We start from the raw sequence: 17,089 nt of genomic DNA, 5'->3' as shown, positions 1-17,089 counted from the left end.
GCCGCCCGCGCGGCAGCGGCGGGGCGCGGTCCGCGTACCGGAGCGACGGCCCGGCCCACGGCGGACGCCGAATGGGCCGGCGAACCGCCCTACGACCCGGACTTCGACGGTCCGTTGCGCGGTGCCAAGCCGGGTGCCGCGGCACCGGCGGCCACCCCGACCTACGAGGGGTTCGACCCGGGCGACGAGCCGCTGGACGAGGTCATCGACGAGAAGACCGCCCGGGAGTCCAGCGAGGAGCAGGCGGTACGGCTGCTCCGCGAGACGTTCGGGGCCGAGAAGATCGACGAGGTCGACGCCCGCTAGCGGCGCTGCCAGCGATGATCATTGGACGGTCGGCGCTGCCGACCGGGTGCGCTGCGCCCGCCGCCGGGTGGCTCGGCGAGCAGGACACCGAGGCAGCAGGCCCAGAGCGGGAAGGGCAGCACGGCGACCCGTTCCATGCCGCCCACCCCGATCCCGAGACCCTGCTGGGCGAAGAACAGCACCGTCCCGACCAGCGCGGTCAGCCCGGCGGTGAGGGTGAGCCGGCGCCACCGGCCGAGCATCGTGGTGCCCGGTGCCAGCCCGGCGAGGAGCAGGCCGAGGTTGCCCACTCCCATGATCAGGACAGCGCCGAGGACGTGCCGGTTCTCGTCGACGTCCGCTGGGTAGACGGCTGCCAGCGCGTACCCGCCGGTGGCCAGCAACAGCAGCGTCTGGGCCGACCGCACCACGCCGCCGCGACCGAGGATCCGCCCGGTCAGCAGGAGCCCGGCGGCGAGCAGAACGGCGGTGGCCAGCGTGGCGGTGTTCATCAGTGGGTGCCAGGGCGAGCAGACGTAGCGGGGTCGGCTGCTGTCCCAGATCCCGCAGTGGACGTTGCCGAGGTCGCTGATGTTGTGGGTGGCCCAGCTGTAGGACGGGTGGCGCCAACGAAGGCCGGTGACCAGGTTGGCGGCGAGGAAGATTGGTACGGCCGCCACCCAGCACAGCGCGCCGACCCGGGTGGTGCGGTTGAGGTTCATGCCGACGAGCAGACCAAACCGGCGGGTGTTGCCGCACTACGCGTAGGTGGCCGGTTCCGGGTAGTGACAGGTGTACTCCTTCCGGCTCCGGCGTGGGCGGACGCACCGGGCGGGGCGGGGTCGGTCCCAGCGGATAGGCTGGGCGGCGGCCGAGCAGACGAGTGCGAGAAGGAGCCATCCGTGCGCCCAGGTGGACAGCCGAACATGCAGCAGATGCTGAAGCAGGCGCAGAAGATGCAGCAGCAGATCGCCGCCGCCCAGGCCGAGCTGGCCGAGGCCGAGCTGACCGGCACCGCCGGCGGTGGGCTGGTCACCGCGACCGTCTCCGGTTCCGGGGAGCTCAAGGCCATCAAGATCGACCCGAAGGCCGTCGACCCGGACGACGTGGAGACGCTGGAGGACCTGGTCGTCGCGGCCGTGCACAACGCCGCCGAGGCGGCGCGTGAGCTGACCGAGCGCAAGATGGGTCCGGTCACCGGTGGCATGGGCGGCCTCGGCCTGCCCGGTTTCTGAGCCGGCAGATGTACGAAGGTGCCATCCAGGATCTGATCGACGAGCTGGGTCGGCTGCCGGGCGTGGGCCCGAAGAGCGCCCAGCGGATCGCGTTCCACGTCCTGTCGGCGGATCCGGCCGACGTCAACCGGCTGGCCGGCGCGCTGCGCAAGGTCAAGGAGCTGGTGCGGTTCTGCACGACCTGCTACAACGTGGCCGAGTCCGAGCAGTGCCGGATCTGCCGCGACCCACGCCGTACCGACGAGGTGCTGTGTGTGGTGGAGGAGCCCAAGGACGTGGTGGCCATCGAGCGGACCGGTGAGTTCCGCGGCCGCTACCACGTGCTCGGCGGCGCGATCAATCCGCTGGAGGGGATCGGTCCGGACAACCTGCGCATCCGGGAGCTGATGACCCGGCTGAGTGGCGGCAAGGTGCGCGAGCTGATCCTGGCGACCGACCCGAACACCGAGGGCGAGGCGACCGCCACCTACCTGGCGCTGATGGTGAAGCCGATGGGGATCGCGGTGACCCGGCTGGCGAGCGGGCTGCCGGTCGGCGGTGACCTGGAGTACGCCGACGAGATCACCCTCGGCCGGGCTTTCGAGGGGCGCCGGGCCGTCTGATTCGTACCCCCGGGGGTGGTGTCGTCCCTGACGATGCCACCCCCGTCGCGGTGCCCCGCCCCGCGCGGATCGATGTGTCGCCCCATGTGTTCGTCGTGCCGTCGACTGTCAGACCCCCGCGCAAGGTGTCGGCTTGATAGCGATTGCCTGACGCCAGTTCCGCTTCGCGTGTGACATGTCATAGCCTCCCGCACACGGACCGAGCCACAACTCGGCGTGGTCATGCGCATGACAGAGGTGAGAGATGCAGGCGAGAAGGCTTAAAACGGCTGTGGCCATCGCGGCCGTTGCCGCTCTGGCGGTCGGCGCGGCCGGCTGCGCGGAGAGCGAGCGCGACGGCGACAGTGGCGAGGCCAAGACTGGCGGCACCTTCATCTTCGCGGGTGCCGGTGACCCGAAGAACTTCGATCCGATCTTCAACGATGACGGTGAGTCGTTCCGGCCGGTCCGGCAGATGTTCGACACCCTGGTGAGCCACAAGCCGGGCACCGCGGAGCTGCAGGGCGGCCTGGCTGAGAGCTGGGAGCACGACCCGGACGGCAAGGTCTGGACGTTCAAGCTCCACCAGGGCGTGAAGTTCCACGACGGTACGCCGTTCAACGCCGCTGCGGTCTGCTTCAACTTCGACCGCTGGTACAACATGAAGGGCGCTGCCGCCCAGTCCCAGATGATCTACTACATGGACACCTTCGGCGGGTTCGCGAAGAACGAGGCCGAGGGCGCCGGCGAGTCGATCTACAACAAGTGCGAGGCCAAGGACGACGGGACCGCCGTCCTGACCCTGAACAAGTACAAGGGCGCCTTCCCGGGCGCCTTCGCGCTGACCTCGCTCTCGATCGCGAGCCCCGAGGCGCTGGGGAAGTACGACGCCAACACGGTGAAGCAGAACGGCGACTCGTTCGAGTACAGCGCCTTCGCCACCACCAACCCGGTGGGCACCGGCCCGTTCACCTTCGGTGGCTGGGACAAGGCCAAGAACGAGATCACCCTGAACCGGAACCCGGACTACTTTGGCGAGAAGGCCAAGGTGGACAAGATGATCATCAAGGTCATCAAGGACGAGAGCACCCGCAAGCAGGAGCTCCGTGCCGGCACCGTCCAGGGCATCGACTTCCCGGCCCCGGCCGACCGCACGGCGCTCGAGGGTGAGGGCTTCCAGGTCATCAACCGCCCGGCGTTCAACGTCCTCTACCTGGGCATCAACCAGAAGAACCCGAAGCTGAAGGACCTGCGGGTGCGCCAGGCCATCGCCTACGCGCTCAACCGCCAGCAGCTGGTGCAGACCAAGGGCCCGGGTGGCGCCAAGGTCGCCGACGAGTTCATGCCGGACACCGTGCTCGGCTACGCCCCGGACGTGCAGAAGTACGAGTACAACCCGGACAAGGCGAAGCAGCTGCTCAAGGAGGCCGGCGCCGAGGGTCTGACGCTGAACTTCTACTACCCGCCGGACGTCTCCCGGCCGTACATGCCGAACCCGCAGGAGATCTTCACCGTCCTGGCCAACGACCTGCAGGCCGTGGGCATCAAGGTCAACGGTGTGCCTCGCCCGTGGAACGGTGGCTTCAAGGACGACGTGCAGCAGTTCGGCAAGCACGACCTGCACATCCTCGGCTGGACCGGTGACTACAACGACCCGGGCAACTTCGTCGGCACGTTCTTCGGCCGCGGCAAGGCCGAGTTCGGCGACCAGTCGATGACCGAGATGTTCGAGGCCATCACCAAGGCCGACGCCACCGTCGACGAGGCGGGCAAGAAGGCGGCTTGGGAGCAGGTCAACAAGGACATCGCCGCCAAGTGGCTGCCGGCCGTGCCGGTCTGGCACGCGCCGCCGGCCATCGTCGTCACCAAGGATGTCAAGGGCCTGGTGGCCAGCCCGCTGACCGACGAGCGGTTCAACACGGTCAGCGTCGCCAAGTGACGTACGTCGGCTGACGCCGTAGGCGCGAATCGGCCCGGTCCGGGGCTCCTTCCCCGGTCCGGGCCGATTCCGCGATCATCGAGAGTCTGGTGTGTGAGAGATGTTGCGAGTCATAGTCCGCCGCCTGCTACAGCTGGTGGTGACGCTGATAGCGCTGTCGGCGCTGATCTTCATCTGGCTGCGGAATCTGCCCGGCGGCCCGGTGGAGGCGCTCCTCGGCGAGCGGGGCACGCCCGAACGCCGCGCCCTGCTGACCAAGGCCCTCGGCTACGACCAGCCGGTCCTGGTGCAGTACGGCAAGTTCATGCAGCGGGTCGTCACCGGCGACTTCGGCAACTCGATCCGGACCGGTGACCCGGTCACCGAGGTCATCAGCCGTGCGTTCCCGGCCACGATCGAGCTGGCTCTCGCCGCGATGATCATCGCGGTCGGCCTCGGGGTGCCGCTCGGCTACCTCGCTGCCCGCTGGCGGGGACGTTCCCTGGACAATCTCACCATTGCCGGCACCCTGCTCGGCATCTCGATCCCGATCTTCTTCCTGGGTTACCTGCTCAAGGATGTCTTCACGCAGAACATCCACTGGTTCCCGCCGTCCGGACGGCTCACCACGGGTCTGGACAACACCAACGTCACCGGCTTCTTCGTGCTCGACGGCCTGCTCACCCGGGAGTTCGACGCGAGCGCCGACGCGCTGTGGCACCTGATCCTGCCGGCGATCACGCTCGCCACGATCCCGCTCGCGGTGATCGTGCGGATCACCCGTGCCAGCGTGCTGGACGTGCTCAACGAGGACTACGTGCGGACCGCCGAGGCGAAGGGCCTGCGGCACCGCACCATCCGCGGCCGGCACATCCTGCGCAACGCGCTGCTGCCGGTGGTCACCACCATCGGCCTGCAGACCGGTGCGCTGCTCTCCGGCGCGGTGCTCACCGAGAAGGTCTACAACTGGGGCGGCCTCGGCACGCTGATCACCGACTCGATCAGCGGCGGCCGGGACTATCCGGTGCTCCAGGCGATCATCCTGCTCGCCGCGATGGTCTTCGTGGTGGTCAACCTGCTGGTCGACCTCTCCTACGCCTTCATCGACCCGAGGGTGCGTGTGCGATGAGTGACCCGATCACCCAGGCCGGCACGCCGGCTCCCCGCAGTGGGGACGACAAGCCACGCCCCGGCATGAGCGAGCGCAGCATCGGCCTGCTCGGCGACCGCAAGAAGGCCCGCCTGGATGAGCTGGCCCAGGCGAGCGCGGCCGACCGGGGCGGAATCAGCCTCGTCCGCGATGCCGTGCGCCGGCTGCGACGCAACCCGGTGGCGATCGTCGGAGCCAGCATCGTGGGTCTGTTCGTCCTGGTGGCGATCTTCGCTCCGCTGATCGCCCAACACGACCCGGTGCAGCGCTTCGACGAGCTGACCAGGAACCTCACCGTGGATTCCATCCCGGGCGCCAGCGGCGAGTTCCCGTTCGGCTCCGACCCGCTCGGCCGGGACTTCCTGTCCCGGATGATCTACGGTGCCCGGCAGACGCTCTTCGTCGGCGTCCTCGCCACCCTCATCGGTCTCGCGCTCGGCGTGCTGCTCGGCGCGATGGCCGGTGCCTTCGGCGGTTGGGTCGACGTGGTCCTGATGCGGCTGACCGACGTGATGCTGGCCCTGCCCAGCCTGCTGCTCGCGATCACCCTGGTCGCGATGGCCAGCCGGTCGAGCCAGTGGACGGTCATCTTCGCGGTGGCCATCGTGAACGTGCCGATCTTCGCCCGACTGCTGCGCGGCGCGATGCTGGCCCAGCGGGAGAGCGACCACGTGCTCGCCGCCCGCGCGCTCGGCGTCAAGCAGCGCAACATCGTGCTGCGGCACATGCTGCCCAACTCGCTGACCGCGGTGATCGTGCAGGCCACCCTGACCTTCGCGGTGGCCATCCTGGACGCCGCGGCGCTCTCCTTCCTGGGCCTCGGTGACCCGGACATCAACCGGGCCGAGTGGGGCCTGATGCTCGGCGTGGACGGTCAGCGCTACTTCGAGGTCCGCCCGGAGCTGGCGTACTACCCGGCGCTCGCGATCATCGTGGTCGCGCTCGGCTTCACCCTGCTGGGCGAGGCGATGCGCGAGGCGATCGACCCGAAGAACCGGCGGTGACGGCGGTGCGAGTGAACAGCACGACCAACGAGCGCCAGTGGCGAGCGCGAGGAGTGAGCTTGCGGGACCCGCAGTCGCGAGCGCCGCGCCAGTGCAGTGAGGAAGTGACCCGATGAGCCTGCTCGACGTCCGTGACCTGAGCGTGGTGTTCCAGCGACGCGGCGAGCGGCCCTTCACCGCCGTCGACAAGGTCAGCTTCACCGTGGAGCCGGGCCAGACCGTCGGCCTGGTCGGCGAATCCGGCTGTGGCAAGAGCGTGACCAGCCTGGCGATCATGGGCCTGCTGCCCAAGCGGGGCAACAAGGTCACCGGGGAGGTGCTCTTCGAGGGCGCCGACCTGCTGAAGCTGCGGCCGGACGACATGCGCGACCGGCGCGGCCGGGAGATCAGCATGATCTTCCAGGACCCACTGTCGTCGTTGAACCCGGTCATCCCGATCGGGATCCAGGTCGCCGAGGTGCTGGAGCGCCACCAGGGTCGGGACCGCAAGCAGGCGTTGCGGGAGGCGCGGGAGCTGCTCGACGCGGTCGGGATTCCGGATCCGCAGCGGCGGCTCAGCGAGTACCCGCACCAGATCTCCGGCGGGATGCGCCAGCGCGCGTTGATCGCCATCGCGTTGGCCTGCAAGCCTCGGCTGCTGATCGCCGACGAGCCGACCACCGCGCTCGACGTGACCATCCAGGCGCAGATCCTCACCCTGCTCAAGCAGCTGGTCGATGAGACCGGCACCGCGCTCGTCATGATCACGCACGATCTGGGCGTGGTGGCCGGCCTCTGCGACACGGTCAACGTGCTCTACGGCGGCAAGGTGGTCGAGCGGGCACGACGGCACGAGCTGTTCGCGCACGCCCGGCACCCGTACACGCACGGGCTGCTCAACTCGGTGCCCCGGCTCGACTCACCGCGTGGTGAGCGGCTCCACGCGATCCGCGGGTCGGTCTCCGACAACATCCCGTGGGCCGAGGGGTGCGCCTTCGCGCCGCGCTGCGACAACGTCGTGGACGCGTGCCTGGAAGGGCCTCCGCCGCTCGAACCCACCGCCACCGGCGGCGACATCCGCTGCAACAACCCCGTCTCCGAGGAGGTGGCGGTCCGATGACCGAACAGACCGGACCTCTGGTCGAACTGCGCGACGTCAAGGTCCACTTCCCGATCAAGAGCGGCCTGCTCTTCGACCGCACCGTCGGGTACGTCTACGCGGTGGACGGCGTCTCGCTGAGCATTCAGGCGGGTGAGACGTACGGCCTGGTCGGCGAGTCGGGCTGCGGCAAGTCGACGCTGGGCCGGGGCCTGCTGCGACTGGTCGAGCCGACCGACGGCGAGATCGTTTTCGACGGCACCGACGTACGTTCGCTCAAGGGCGAGTCGATGCGTCAGGCCCGGCGCCGGATGCAGATGATCTTCCAGGATCCGCTGTCCAGTCTCGACCCCCGCCAGTCGGTGGAATCGCTGCTGGTCGAGGGGCTCAAGGCGCACGGCCTGGCCGGTGACAAGGCCGAGACGAACCGGCGGCTGCGCGAGACGCTGGAGGCGGTCGGCCTGCCCGCGTCGGCGCTGAGCAAGTACCCGCACGAGTTCTCCGGCGGTCAACGCCAGCGAATCGGCATCGCCCGGGCGCTGGTGCTCGACCCGGACCTGATCGTCGCCGACGAGCCCGTCTCCGCACTGGACGTGTCGATCCAGGCCCAGGTGCTCAACCTGCTGGAGGACCTGCAGAACGAGCGCGGCCTGACGTACCTGATCATCGCTCACGACCTGGCGGTGGTCCGGCACATCGCCGACACGGTGGGCGTCATGTACCTCGGCGGGCTGGTGGAGGAGGCGTCCAGCGACGACCTGTACCGCGAGCCGATGCACCCGTACACGCGGGCGCTGATGTCCGCGGTGCCGGTACCGGACCCGGTGGTCGAGGATCGTCGGGAGCGGATCCTCCTCGCCGGCGACCTGCCCTCGCCGACCAACCCGCCGTCGGGCTGCCGGTTCCACACCCGGTGCCCGTGGGCGCAGCCGACCCGCTGCGCGGACGAGCGGCCGGCTCTACGCGACGTGGTCGGCGGGCACCGGGTGGCCTGCCACTTCGCCGAGGACATCGCCGCCGGCCGGATCCGGCCGCACGAGGTCGAGGTGGAGCTGGTCCGCCCGACCGAGGGCACCGGCCCGGTCGACCCGCCGGGCGAGCTGATCCCGACCCCGTGACGCAGCCAGGGGCCGTCCTGTCACAGGACGGCCCCTGGGCACTGCGGCCTGGCGTGCCCCGGCGTGGGGCTCAGCCCTCCGGACGGTGCAGCAGGGCCACCGCGACGCCGTGCACCGCGTCGAGACCCGCCGGGTCGGGCAGCGGCACCGAGCCGCCGGTCACCGCGTACCACTCGTCCGCGTCCTTGTACTGCACGTTCAGCGTGACCCGGCCGTCGGCGTAGCTGGTGCGCAGTGTCAGCTCCCCGGTCACCACACCCACCTCGTCGGTCATCACTCCGCCCGGCCCGGGGACGATGTCCGCGGTACGCGTGGCGCCGCTGGCCGCGTCCGCATCCATGCCGGCGCCCGGCGTCGCGGTGTCGGGCGGGTTGGGGCCGTCCGCGTTCATCCCCGCACCGGGCACCGTGCCGGCGGTGCCGGTGCTGCCGTCCACGGTCATGCCCGCGGTCGCCGGTCCGGCCGGCGCGCTGCCGGCCGCAGCCGCGTCGTCGCCGCCCGCGTCCGGCGTCTGCTCCGGGGCGGGGGTTCCCCCAGCGCCCGTCACGGCTTGTTCGCCCATGTGCAGCCCTCCAACATCTCGGTCAGGGCGGTCTTCTCGGCGCTGGTCACCGTCAGCCGCCAGTGGTGCTTGACCGTCACCCAGCTCTCGGCGTACTGGCACCAGTACGACCGGTTCGCCGGTTTCCACTGGGACGGGTCCTGGTCACCCTTTGCCCGGTTGGAGGACGCGGAAACCGCGAGGAGCTGAGGCCGCGTCGTGTCGTTGGCGAAATCGCCGCGCTTCGCGTCGTTCCACTCGTCGGCACCCGAACGCCACGCGTTGGCCAGCGGCACCATGTGGTCGATGTCCACGTCGGAGGGATCGGTGGCGCTGCGACCGTCGTACACGCTCTCCCAGCGCCCGCCGACCACATTGCAGCCGGAGAGCTTCACGTCCTTGCCGTCGCGCTGCAGGACGGTGTCCCGCACGTCGCAGTTCTTGCCGGTGTTCCGCCAGTGCGGGAAGTGCTCACGGCTGTAGCCCTTCATCGAGCCGGCGCTGGCGACCGTCAGCTGGCCCAACTGCTCAACGGCGTTGCTGCCGCCACCCGGTGGCGCGGTGTCCGGCTCATCGGGCGGGACGCAACCGGCCACGCCGAGCGCCAGCGACGCGACGAGCGCGGCCACCGCCGCGCGCGGTCCTGATCTGGTACGCACAGACGACACCTCTCCAGCTTGCGGTCTCCCGGCGATTGCGCACAGTACCCGGGGATGGTTTCGGCGTTTCGTGGCGTCTCCCACATGCTGCAAGGCAGATTGGTGGGATGACCGCACCCGTACCGGCGCCGGCACTGCGGATGGGGACCGCCGCCGGCCGGGGGACCCTGCTCGCCACCGTGCTCGCCTCCGGCATGGTCTTCCTGGACAGCACGGTCGTCAACGTGGCGCTGCCGAAGCTCGGCCAGGACCTCGGCGCAAACGTGGCGGATCTGCAATGGACCGTCAACGGCTACCTGCTGATGCTGGCGGCGTTCGTGCTGCTCGGCGGCGCGCTCGGGGACCGCTTCGGCCGGCGACGGGTCTTCCTGACCGGGGTGGTCTGGTTCACCGCCGCCTCGGTGCTCTGTGGGCTTGCCCAGGGCACCAGCTGGCTGATCGCGGCCCGGTTCCTCCAGGGCGCCGGCGGGGCCCTGCTCACCCCCGGATCGCTGTCGGTGCTCCAGGCCAGCTTCCACCCGGACGACCGGGGTCGGGCGATCGGCGCCTGGGCCGGGCTGTCCGGCGTGTCCACCGCACTGGGTCCGTTCATCGGCGGCTGGTTGATCGACACGCTGTCCTGGCGGTGGATCTTCTTCCTCAACCTGCCGATCGCCGTGCTGGTACTGCTGGCGGCCCTGCGCTGGGTGCCGGAGAGCCGGGACGAGAAAGCATCCCGGACCGTGGGACCGGGCCGGACCCGACGCCGGTTCGACGTGGCCGGGGCGCTGCTCGGCGCGCTCGCGCTCGCCGGCGTCACGTACGCCCTGATCGACGCGCCGGCGCGCGGCTTCGACTCGGCCGTGGTGGTGGTCGCGGCACTGGTCGGTGTGCTAGCCGCGGTGGCCTTCGTGCTGCTGGAACGGCGGCGCGCAGACACCGCGATGCTGCCCACCGGGCTGTTCAGCAGCCGGCTCTTCTCGGTGCTGAACATCTTCACCGTGGTGGTCTACGCCGCGCTCAGCGGCTTCACCTTTTTCTTCGCCGTCTACCTGCAGAACGTGGTCGAGTGGTCGGCCTTCCGCACCGGGATCGCGCTGCTGCCGATGACGGTGCTGCTGCTGATCGGCTCCGCCCGGGCCGGCGCGCTGTCGGCGCGGATCGGCCCGCGGCTGCCGCTGGCCGTCGGACCGGCGGTGGCGGCCGTCGGTCTGCTGTTGCTGCGCGGCGTCGGCCCGGGCGCGTCGTACTGGCGGGACGTGCTGCCCGGGGTGCTGCTCTTCGGTCTCGGGCTGACCCTGGTGGTGGCGCCGTTGACCGCGTCGGTGCTGGCCGCCCTGGAGGACCGGTTCTCCGGGGTGGCCAGCGGTTTCAACAACGCCGCGTCCCGGGCGGGCGGCCTGCTCGCGGTGGCCGCGCTGCCGCTGCTGGTCGGCCTCTCCGGCGGCGGGTACGAGCAGAAGGCCGACCTGACGCACGCGTTCCGGGGCGCGATGACCTGGTGCGCCGGCCTGCTGCTGACCGGCGCGGTGCTGGCCCTCGTCCTGGTCCACCGGCCGCCCCGCGCGGCCCCGCCGTCGCAGCCCTGCCACTCGCTGCCCGCCGCCACACCCCCGAAGTAAGGAAGGGCCCCTTATTAACGCCAGGCGTTAATAAGGGGCCCTTCCTTACACTTCGACGTCCGGAGGGTGCGTTCAGCCGCGGGCGCGGTTGACGGCGCTGGTGACCGCCTTGATCGAGGCGGTGACGATGTTGGCGTCGGTGCCCACGCCCCAGACCGCCCGGCCGTCCACCTCGCACTCCACGTACGCGGCGGCCTGCGCGTCCCCGCCGGAGGAGAGCGCGTGCTCGTGGTAGTCGAGCACCCGGACGCCCACCCCGACCGACTGGAGCGCGTTGACGTACGCGTCGATCGGGCCGTTGCCGACCGCGGCGAGCGAACGCTGCTCGGCGCCCACGCCGACCTGAGCCTCGATCTCGACCTTGCCGTCGGTGGTGCTGATCGTGTAGCCGGCCAGGCGTACGGCCGGGTCGGGCTGGTGGTCGAGCAGGTAGTGCGTCGCGAAGATCTCCCACATGGCGGCCGGGTCGACCTCGCCGCCGTCGTGGTCGGTGACCTGCTGCACCACGCCGGAGAACTCGATCTGGAGCCGGCGGGGCAGGTCCAGCTGGTGCTCGCTCTTCATGATGTACGCGACGCCGCCCTTGCCGGACTGCGAGTTGACCCGGATGACCGCCTCGTAGGTGCGGCCCAGGTCCTTCGGGTCGATCGGCAGGTAGGGGACCGCCCAGGTGTGCTCGTCCACCGGTACGCCGGCAGCCGCCGCGTCGGCGGTGAGGGCGTCGAAGCCCTTCTTGATCGCGTCCTGGTGGGAGCCGGAGAAGGCGGTGTAGACCAGGTCGCCGGCGTACGGGTGGCGTTCGTGCACCGGCAGCTGGTTGCAGTACTCCACGGCCCGCCGGACCTCGTCGATGTTCGAGAAGTCGATCATCGGGTCGATGCCCTGGGAGAAGAGGTTGAGCCCCAGCGTCACCAGGTCCACGTTGCCGGTGCGCTCGCCGTTGCCGAACAGGCAGCCCTCGATCCGGTCCGCGCCGGCGAGCAGGCCCAGCTCGGCGGCGGCCACGCCGGTGCCCCGGTCGTTGTGCGGGTGCAGGCTGAGCACCAGGCTGTCCCGGCGCGGCAGGTGCCGGTGCATCCACTCGATCGAGTCGGCGTACACGTTCGGCGTCGCCATCTCGACGGTGGCCGGCAGGTTGATGATCAGCTTCCGGTCGGGCGTCGGGTCGATCACGTCGATGACCCGGGCGCAGACCTCCACCGCGTACTCCAGCTCGGTGCCCGTGTACGACTCCGGCGAGTACTCGTAGTGGATGTCCGTGTCCGGGGTGTGGATTTCGGCGTACTTCTGGCAGAGCCGGGCGCCGGAGGTGGCGATGTCGGTGATGCCGTCCCGGTCCAGGCCGAAGACCACCCGACGCTGGAGGGTGGAGGTCGAGTTGTAGAAGTGCACGATCGCCCGCTTCGCACCGCGCAGCGACTCGAACGTGCGCTCGATCAGGTGCTCCCGGCACTGGGTGAGCACCTGGATGGTGACGTCGTCCGGGATCATGTCCTGCTCGATGAGCTGCCGGACGAAGTCGAAGTCGGTCTGGCTGGCCGACGGGAAGCCGACCTCGATCTCCTTGTAGCCCATCTGGACCAGCAGCTGGAACATCCGGCGCTTGCGCTCGGGCGACATCGGGTCGATCAGGGCCTGGTTGCCGTCCCGCAGGTCCACGGCGCACCAGCGCGGCGCGGCGTCGACGTGCCGGGTGGGCCAGGTGCGGTCCGGCAGGTCGACCCGGAACTGCTCGCGGTAGGGCTGGTAGCGGTGGTACGGCATCCGGCTCGGGCTTTGCCGGGCGATCGGATCGGTCTCAGCGTCGGTGACAGGTTGAGCCATCTCAGAGTGCTCCCTGGAACATGTGGCGTCAGCAGATCGGAAGGTGTCGGCGAGATGCCGGGCGACGGTGCGCGGCGGTGCCGAGAAGAAGTTCGGATGTGCTGGACGGCGCGATGCGACTCCGCGACGAGGTGCCGGCCGGTCAGGCCTCGTCGCGGCGGCTAAGGAGGAGAAGCGCCCGCCACATGACCAAGTAACCGTACGTGATGCGGCGAGGAGCGGGAAGGTAGGTCCGGATTATGGGACCGGGGTCATGACCTGCTCGGGGGCCACGGCACTCAGTCGCGGCGTCCGTTCGGCCCAGCCCACCACGGGTACGATCGCCAGCCCGACCAGCGCGAAGATCGCTGCCGCCGGTATCCAGCCCCACCCGCCGGTCGTCACCCCGAGCGCGGTCAACCCCGCCGGCGCGATCAGGTACTGCACCTGCGTGCCGAGCCGGAACGCCCCCACGTACGCGCCGCGCTGCGCGGCCGGCGGCAGGGTGGCGGTGAGCCCCCAGGTGCCCGCCGACTCGATCAGCTCGGCCAGGATCAGTAGCGTCGCGGCCGACACCAATACGACCAGGGTGAGCGCGCCCCGGGTCACCCCGGAGATCGGCAGGACCAGACAGAACAGGGCTATCAGTAGGGCACCCCGGCGGGAGGCCCGGGCCGCGCCCGGCGCAGTGTCGGCGTCCCGGCTGGCGCGTACCTGGAGCAGCACGATCAGGACCGTGTTGAGCAGGACCAGCCCGGCGATCACCGTCTTCGGGGCGTCGGTGTGGGTGAGGATCCAGAGCGGCAGCACCGTCAGGTAGAGCGTCTGGTGCGCGGTGAGCAGCCCGGAGAGCAGGGACACCGCCATGAACGGGCGGTCCCGGAGCACGGCGAGCCGGCCCATCGGCTCCACCGGCCGAGTCGTCTGGGGCAGCCGGGGCAGTCGCCGTACGAAGAGAGCTGTCACCAGGAACACCGCCGCGATGAACCAGACCATCCCCCGGTACGTCGCCATCGTGTCCACCGCCAGCACCAGGCCGCTGATCACCGCACCCAGCCCGAATCCGACGTTCAGCGACGAGCGCTGGTACGCCATCGCGGTGACCCGTTCGGCCGGGGGGAGTGCGTTGATCGAGTAAACCTGCCGGGCCACCCCGGTCGCGGCGTCCACGGCGGCCAGCGCCATCACCACGGCGAGAAAACCGGCGAAGCCGCCCACGAACGGGTAGGTCGCGAAGAGCGCCGCGTCCAGCACCAGCCCGAAAATCCAGACCCGCTGCGGTCCGTACCTGTCGGTGAGTCCGCCCAGCGGCACCGTACCCAGCAGCGACACCCCCGCCGCGATGGACAGCCCCAGCCCGACCTGGGCGGCGCTGAGCCCGAGCGCCCGGGTGAAGAAGACGGCGCTGCCGGCCTGGAACAGGCCGCCGCCGACGGCGCCGACCATGGCCTGCACCGCCAGGGCGCGGGTCAGCCCAGCCGGCGGTACGACGTTTCGGACGGCGGTGCGGATGGTGTCTCTGGCCCCCATGACCGGTGAGTGAAGCGTGCCCCCACGGGCCCGGTCGAGTCTTTTAGGCTGGACCGAATCCTGAGCCCGGGGGTGCGTGTGTCCGAGTTGCGGTTCAGCCTGGCCGACGTCGCGGGAGTGCGGCTCGCCGTGTCGCCGGCCAACGAGACGGTCATGAGCATGTGGGCACTGGCCAGCCCGGTCCGCTACGCGGTGCACCTGCCCTGGATCGACCGGGCCCGGGTGACGTTGCGTCGTCCAGAGGTGGCCCGCCGGGTCCGACCGCTGGTGGAGCTGACCCGGCCGCGTTGCTGGCTGCCCGACTTCCTCACCCCGGCGGCCCGGCCGAACATGGAGATGGCCGAGCAACTCGACCAGATCGCGGCGACGCCGCCGGACGTGGTGGTCCGGGATCTGCTGGCGACCACCCCGAGCCGACCGTTGAGCCCGTTCGGGCGGGCGCTGCTCGCCGATCCTCGTGGGCTGCTGCCGCAGCTCATCGGCGCGGTGCGGGTCTGGTACGACGAGGCGATCGCCCCGGACTGGCTGCGGATGCGCGCGCTGCTCGACGCCGACGTGGCGTACCGCGCCGCTCAGCTCGCCGAAGGCGGTGCCGGTCGGCTGTTCGAGCAGCTCCACCCGAGCCTGCGCTGGCTCGGCGACCGGGTGGTCACCGACGACCCGTTCAAGCGGGACTTCGACCTCCGCGATCGCGGGCTGGCGCTGAATCCGGGCGTGTTCACCGACCGGAGGGTGCTGTGGAACCTGCTGGAGGACTCGGTGCCGGCCGGGGCGTACCCGGTCCGGGCGGTCGGGACGCTCTGGGAGGCGACCGCGACGCCGCCCGGTGACCCGCTGGCACGCGTGGTCGGCCCCGGCCGGGCCGCGCTGCTGCACCTGCTCGACATGGCGACGACCACCACCGACCTGGCCCGACTCACCGGGATGTCCGCCGGAAACGTCTCCCAGCACCTGGCCGCCCTGCACGCCGCCGGCCTGGTCTCCCGGTCCCGACAGGGTCGGCACGTCCTCTATCGCCACACTGATGCCGCGAAGGTCCTGCTCCGGGCCAGCCGCGGCGGGTGACCCGATCAGGCGAGTAACAGGTCGACGACCGGGCGGCGGTGACGCAGGCCGGTCTCCCGCGCGCGCAGGTCGGCCGGGAGAGCGAACGGGTCCCCGAGCCGGCCGACAGCGGCGACCACCAGCGGGCGGACGCCGCCGGGCAGGTCGAGTTCGGTGGCGAGGCCGGTCTTGTCGAAGCGGGTGAGCTGGCGCACGTGCAGGCCGAGGGCGGTTGCCTGCAAAGTCAGGTGGGCCATCGCCTGACCGAGGTCGTATGCCGCCCGCTCGGCGTCGCCGCCGATGTGCGCGCCGACCACCAGGGTCGCGGCGTGCCGGACCCAGCCCTGGTCGCTGTCCGGGAGGTTGATCAGGATCCGTTTCCAGTTGTCGTCGTCCCGGTGGCCGAGGGCGAACCGCCAGGGCTGCCCGTTGTCCGCCGACGGCGCCCAGCGCGCCGCCTCCAGCAGCGAGGCCGCCTCGTCCGGAGTCAGGTCGGCACTCGGGTCGAAGGCCCGAGGGCTCCAGCGGAAAGCGAGCAGCGGGGTCAGGTCAGCCATGTCAAAAATCGTCCTTTACGGGTGATTCGCCACTCAGGGCGGCCTCTCGAAATGTGGTTAAACGCACCCGTAACGGAACGAAGATCAGAGCGTTCCCGCGCCCGGGCTGTCGGACGGGTCGGGCGTTGGCGGAGCCGCGGTGCCGAGCGGCTCCTCGTCCGCCACCGGACCGGCGAGCTGCACGGTGGCCGGAGCCGGACCGGGCGGAGCGGCGAGCTTCAGCGTCCCGGTCGCCGTCCGGACGCCGGTCGGCGTGCCGTCCCGGTCGTAGCAGTAGATGCCGACGTCCAACGGGGCGTTGAGCGAGGCGGAGGTGGAGTCCACCGAGTAGCAGGTGCCGGTGAGGCCCTCGGGCGTGTCGGCCGGGGCGACCGCGAGCGGCGCGCGCCGGTCGGTGAGCACGTCCAGCCAGTCGGTGAGCGGGTGCTGGACCTGCGGGTCCAGCCGACGCGGAAGCGCGTCGTCACGCTCGCCGAGGCGTACGCAGCGCGCCGGCTCCGGCCACCCCGTTGACGGCAGGGCGCACTGGAACAGCCCGTCGGCGGTGGCCGCCAGCGAGACGTCGGCGGTGCCCCCCAGCGCGCCACCCGGCACGTCCACCCGCCAACTGCCGTCATTCGCGCTGGTGAACACGATGGTGCGGTCCGGTTGACCGGCCCGGCTGAATGCGTACCGCGCCACCAGGTGGCGGTCCTGGGCGGCAGCTGCGAGCGCGGCCAATTCGTCCCGGGCCGCGTCCACCTCCACCGGCCCGGGATCGATGGGCGGCGGGGGCGAGGGCTGCTCGCTGGTGCAGGCGACCAGGAGCGCCGGCAGGGCGAACAGGAGCGGCCCGAGCACGCGGCCGGCCGAGCGGGTGAGGACGGGCACCGGCCCATTCTGGTGGGTCCCGGCGGCCGGTGGGGGCCGTCGCGTACGCGGCTCGCCCCGGCGTGTCGGGCCGGACCGCGCCCGCGTACCGCCCGAGCCCGCGGACCGGGCCGCC

General features: G+C 70.9%; 16 protein-coding genes and 1 pseudogene. 10 read left to right on the top strand and 7 right to left on the bottom strand.

The window, feature by feature from the left end:
* Nucleotides 1-306 (top strand): annotated as a pseudogene (locus ACWD6N_RS05920) (DNA polymerase III subunit gamma and tau); the annotation flags it as partial.
* Here ACWD6N_RS05920 and ACWD6N_RS05915 read toward each other — a convergent pair.
* The gene (locus ACWD6N_RS05915) at nt 303-1,007 is read right to left on the bottom strand and encodes a DUF998 domain-containing protein (RefSeq protein ID WP_354963355.1); all 705 of its coding nucleotides are present in this window, start codon (nt 1,005-1,007) and stop codon (nt 303-305) included. The pseudogene ACWD6N_RS05920 and the gene ACWD6N_RS05915 overlap by 4 nt on opposite strands.
* Nucleotides 1,008-1,211: 204 nt before the next feature.
* Here ACWD6N_RS05915 and ACWD6N_RS05910 point away from each other — a divergent pair, with 204 nt between their 5' ends.
* The 7 genes from ACWD6N_RS05910 to ACWD6N_RS05880 all read left to right on the top strand — a co-directional run bounded on the left by ACWD6N_RS05910 (nt 1,212) and on the right by ACWD6N_RS05880 (nt 8,369).
* Nucleotides 1,212-1,520, top strand: a complete 309-nt coding sequence (locus ACWD6N_RS05910; RefSeq protein WP_231931157.1) for a YbaB/EbfC family nucleoid-associated protein — start codon at nt 1,212-1,214, stop codon at nt 1,518-1,520.
* Between the two features lie 8 nt (nt 1,521-1,528).
* Nucleotides 1,529-2,122, top strand: a complete 594-nt coding sequence (gene recR, locus ACWD6N_RS05905) for a recombination mediator RecR (protein ID WP_354963356.1) — start codon at nt 1,529-1,531, stop codon at nt 2,120-2,122.
* 244 nt (nt 2,123-2,366) lie between these two features.
* Nucleotides 2,367-4,040: an ABC transporter substrate-binding protein gene (locus ACWD6N_RS05900; RefSeq protein WP_354963357.1), complete on the top strand. Its 1,674-nt coding sequence runs from the start codon at nt 2,367-2,369 to the stop codon at nt 4,038-4,040.
* 100 nt (nt 4,041-4,140) lie between these two features.
* On the top strand, nt 4,141-5,148 hold the full coding sequence (locus tag ACWD6N_RS05895) for an ABC transporter permease (RefSeq protein ID WP_354963358.1): 1,008 nt from the start codon (nt 4,141-4,143) through the stop codon (nt 5,146-5,148).
* Nucleotides 5,149-5,213: 65 nt separating this feature from the next.
* A complete protein-coding gene (locus ACWD6N_RS05890) occupies nt 5,214-6,173 on the top strand; it encodes an ABC transporter permease (RefSeq protein ID WP_387324612.1) in 960 nt (319 codons plus the stop codon).
* Nucleotides 6,174-6,285: 112 nt separating this feature from the next.
* On the top strand, nt 6,286-7,272 hold the full coding sequence (locus ACWD6N_RS05885; RefSeq protein ID WP_354963359.1) for an ABC transporter ATP-binding protein: 987 nt from the start codon (nt 6,286-6,288) through the stop codon (nt 7,270-7,272).
* Nucleotides 7,269-8,369 carry an ABC transporter ATP-binding protein gene (locus ACWD6N_RS05880; protein WP_354963360.1) on the top strand — a complete coding sequence of 367 codons (1,101 nt, stop codon included), beginning with the start codon at nt 7,269-7,271 and terminating at the stop codon, nt 8,367-8,369. The genes ACWD6N_RS05885 and ACWD6N_RS05880 overlap by 4 nt, the downstream gene beginning before the upstream one ends.
* Nucleotides 8,370-8,439: 70 nt before the next feature.
* On the opposite strand, the gene ACWD6N_RS05875 is transcribed toward ACWD6N_RS05880, so the two are convergent.
* On the bottom strand, nt 8,440-8,931 hold the full coding sequence (locus ACWD6N_RS05875; protein WP_354963361.1) for a hypothetical protein: 492 nt from the start codon (nt 8,929-8,931) through the stop codon (nt 8,440-8,442).
* Nucleotides 8,913-9,569 carry an HNH endonuclease family protein gene (locus tag ACWD6N_RS05870; protein ID WP_450004524.1) on the bottom strand — a complete coding sequence of 219 codons (657 nt, stop codon included), beginning with the start codon at nt 9,567-9,569 and terminating at the stop codon, nt 8,913-8,915. The genes ACWD6N_RS05875 and ACWD6N_RS05870 overlap by 19 nt, the downstream gene beginning before the upstream one ends.
* A gap of 107 nt (nt 9,570-9,676) precedes the next feature.
* Here ACWD6N_RS05870 and ACWD6N_RS05865 point away from each other — a divergent pair, with 107 nt between their 5' ends.
* Nucleotides 9,677-11,170 carry an MFS transporter gene (locus ACWD6N_RS05865; RefSeq protein WP_354963363.1) on the top strand — a complete coding sequence of 498 codons (1,494 nt, stop codon included), beginning with the start codon at nt 9,677-9,679 and terminating at the stop codon, nt 11,168-11,170.
* Nucleotides 11,171-11,242: 72 nt separating this feature from the next.
* Here ACWD6N_RS05865 and leuA read toward each other — a convergent pair whose 3' ends face one another.
* Together leuA and ACWD6N_RS05855 are read right to left on the bottom strand one after the other, a co-directional pair.
* Entirely contained in the window at nt 11,243-12,994 is a 1,752-nt protein-coding gene (leuA, locus tag ACWD6N_RS05860) for a 2-isopropylmalate synthase (RefSeq protein WP_354963364.1), read from the bottom strand.
* A gap of 237 nt (nt 12,995-13,231) precedes the next feature.
* The gene (locus tag ACWD6N_RS05855; protein ID WP_354963365.1) at nt 13,232-14,503 is read right to left on the bottom strand and encodes an MFS transporter; all 1,272 of its coding nucleotides are present in this window, start codon (nt 14,501-14,503) and stop codon (nt 13,232-13,234) included.
* A gap of 78 nt (nt 14,504-14,581) precedes the next feature.
* Between ACWD6N_RS05855 and ACWD6N_RS05850 the strand changes: the two genes are divergently transcribed.
* On the top strand, nt 14,582-15,568 hold the full coding sequence (locus ACWD6N_RS05850; protein WP_354963366.1) for an ArsR/SmtB family transcription factor: 987 nt from the start codon (nt 14,582-14,584) through the stop codon (nt 15,566-15,568).
* A 5-nt stretch (nt 15,569-15,573) separates the two neighbouring features.
* Here ACWD6N_RS05850 and ACWD6N_RS05845 read toward each other — a convergent pair whose 3' ends face one another.
* Entirely contained in the window at nt 15,574-16,104 is a 531-nt protein-coding gene (locus ACWD6N_RS05845) for a nitroreductase family protein (RefSeq protein WP_354963367.1), read from the bottom strand.
* Between the two features lie 84 nt (nt 16,105-16,188).
* Nucleotides 16,189-16,974, bottom strand: coding sequence for a hypothetical protein (locus tag ACWD6N_RS05840; RefSeq protein WP_354963368.1), 786 nt, complete (start codon nt 16,972-16,974; stop codon nt 16,189-16,191).
* Nucleotides 16,975-17,089 lie beyond the last annotated feature (115 nt).

Source organism: Micromonospora sp. NPDC005163, from assembly GCF_053599835.1.
The sequence above is the reverse complement of the archived record's forward strand: the minus strand, read 5'-3'. Positions and strand labels throughout refer to the sequence as shown.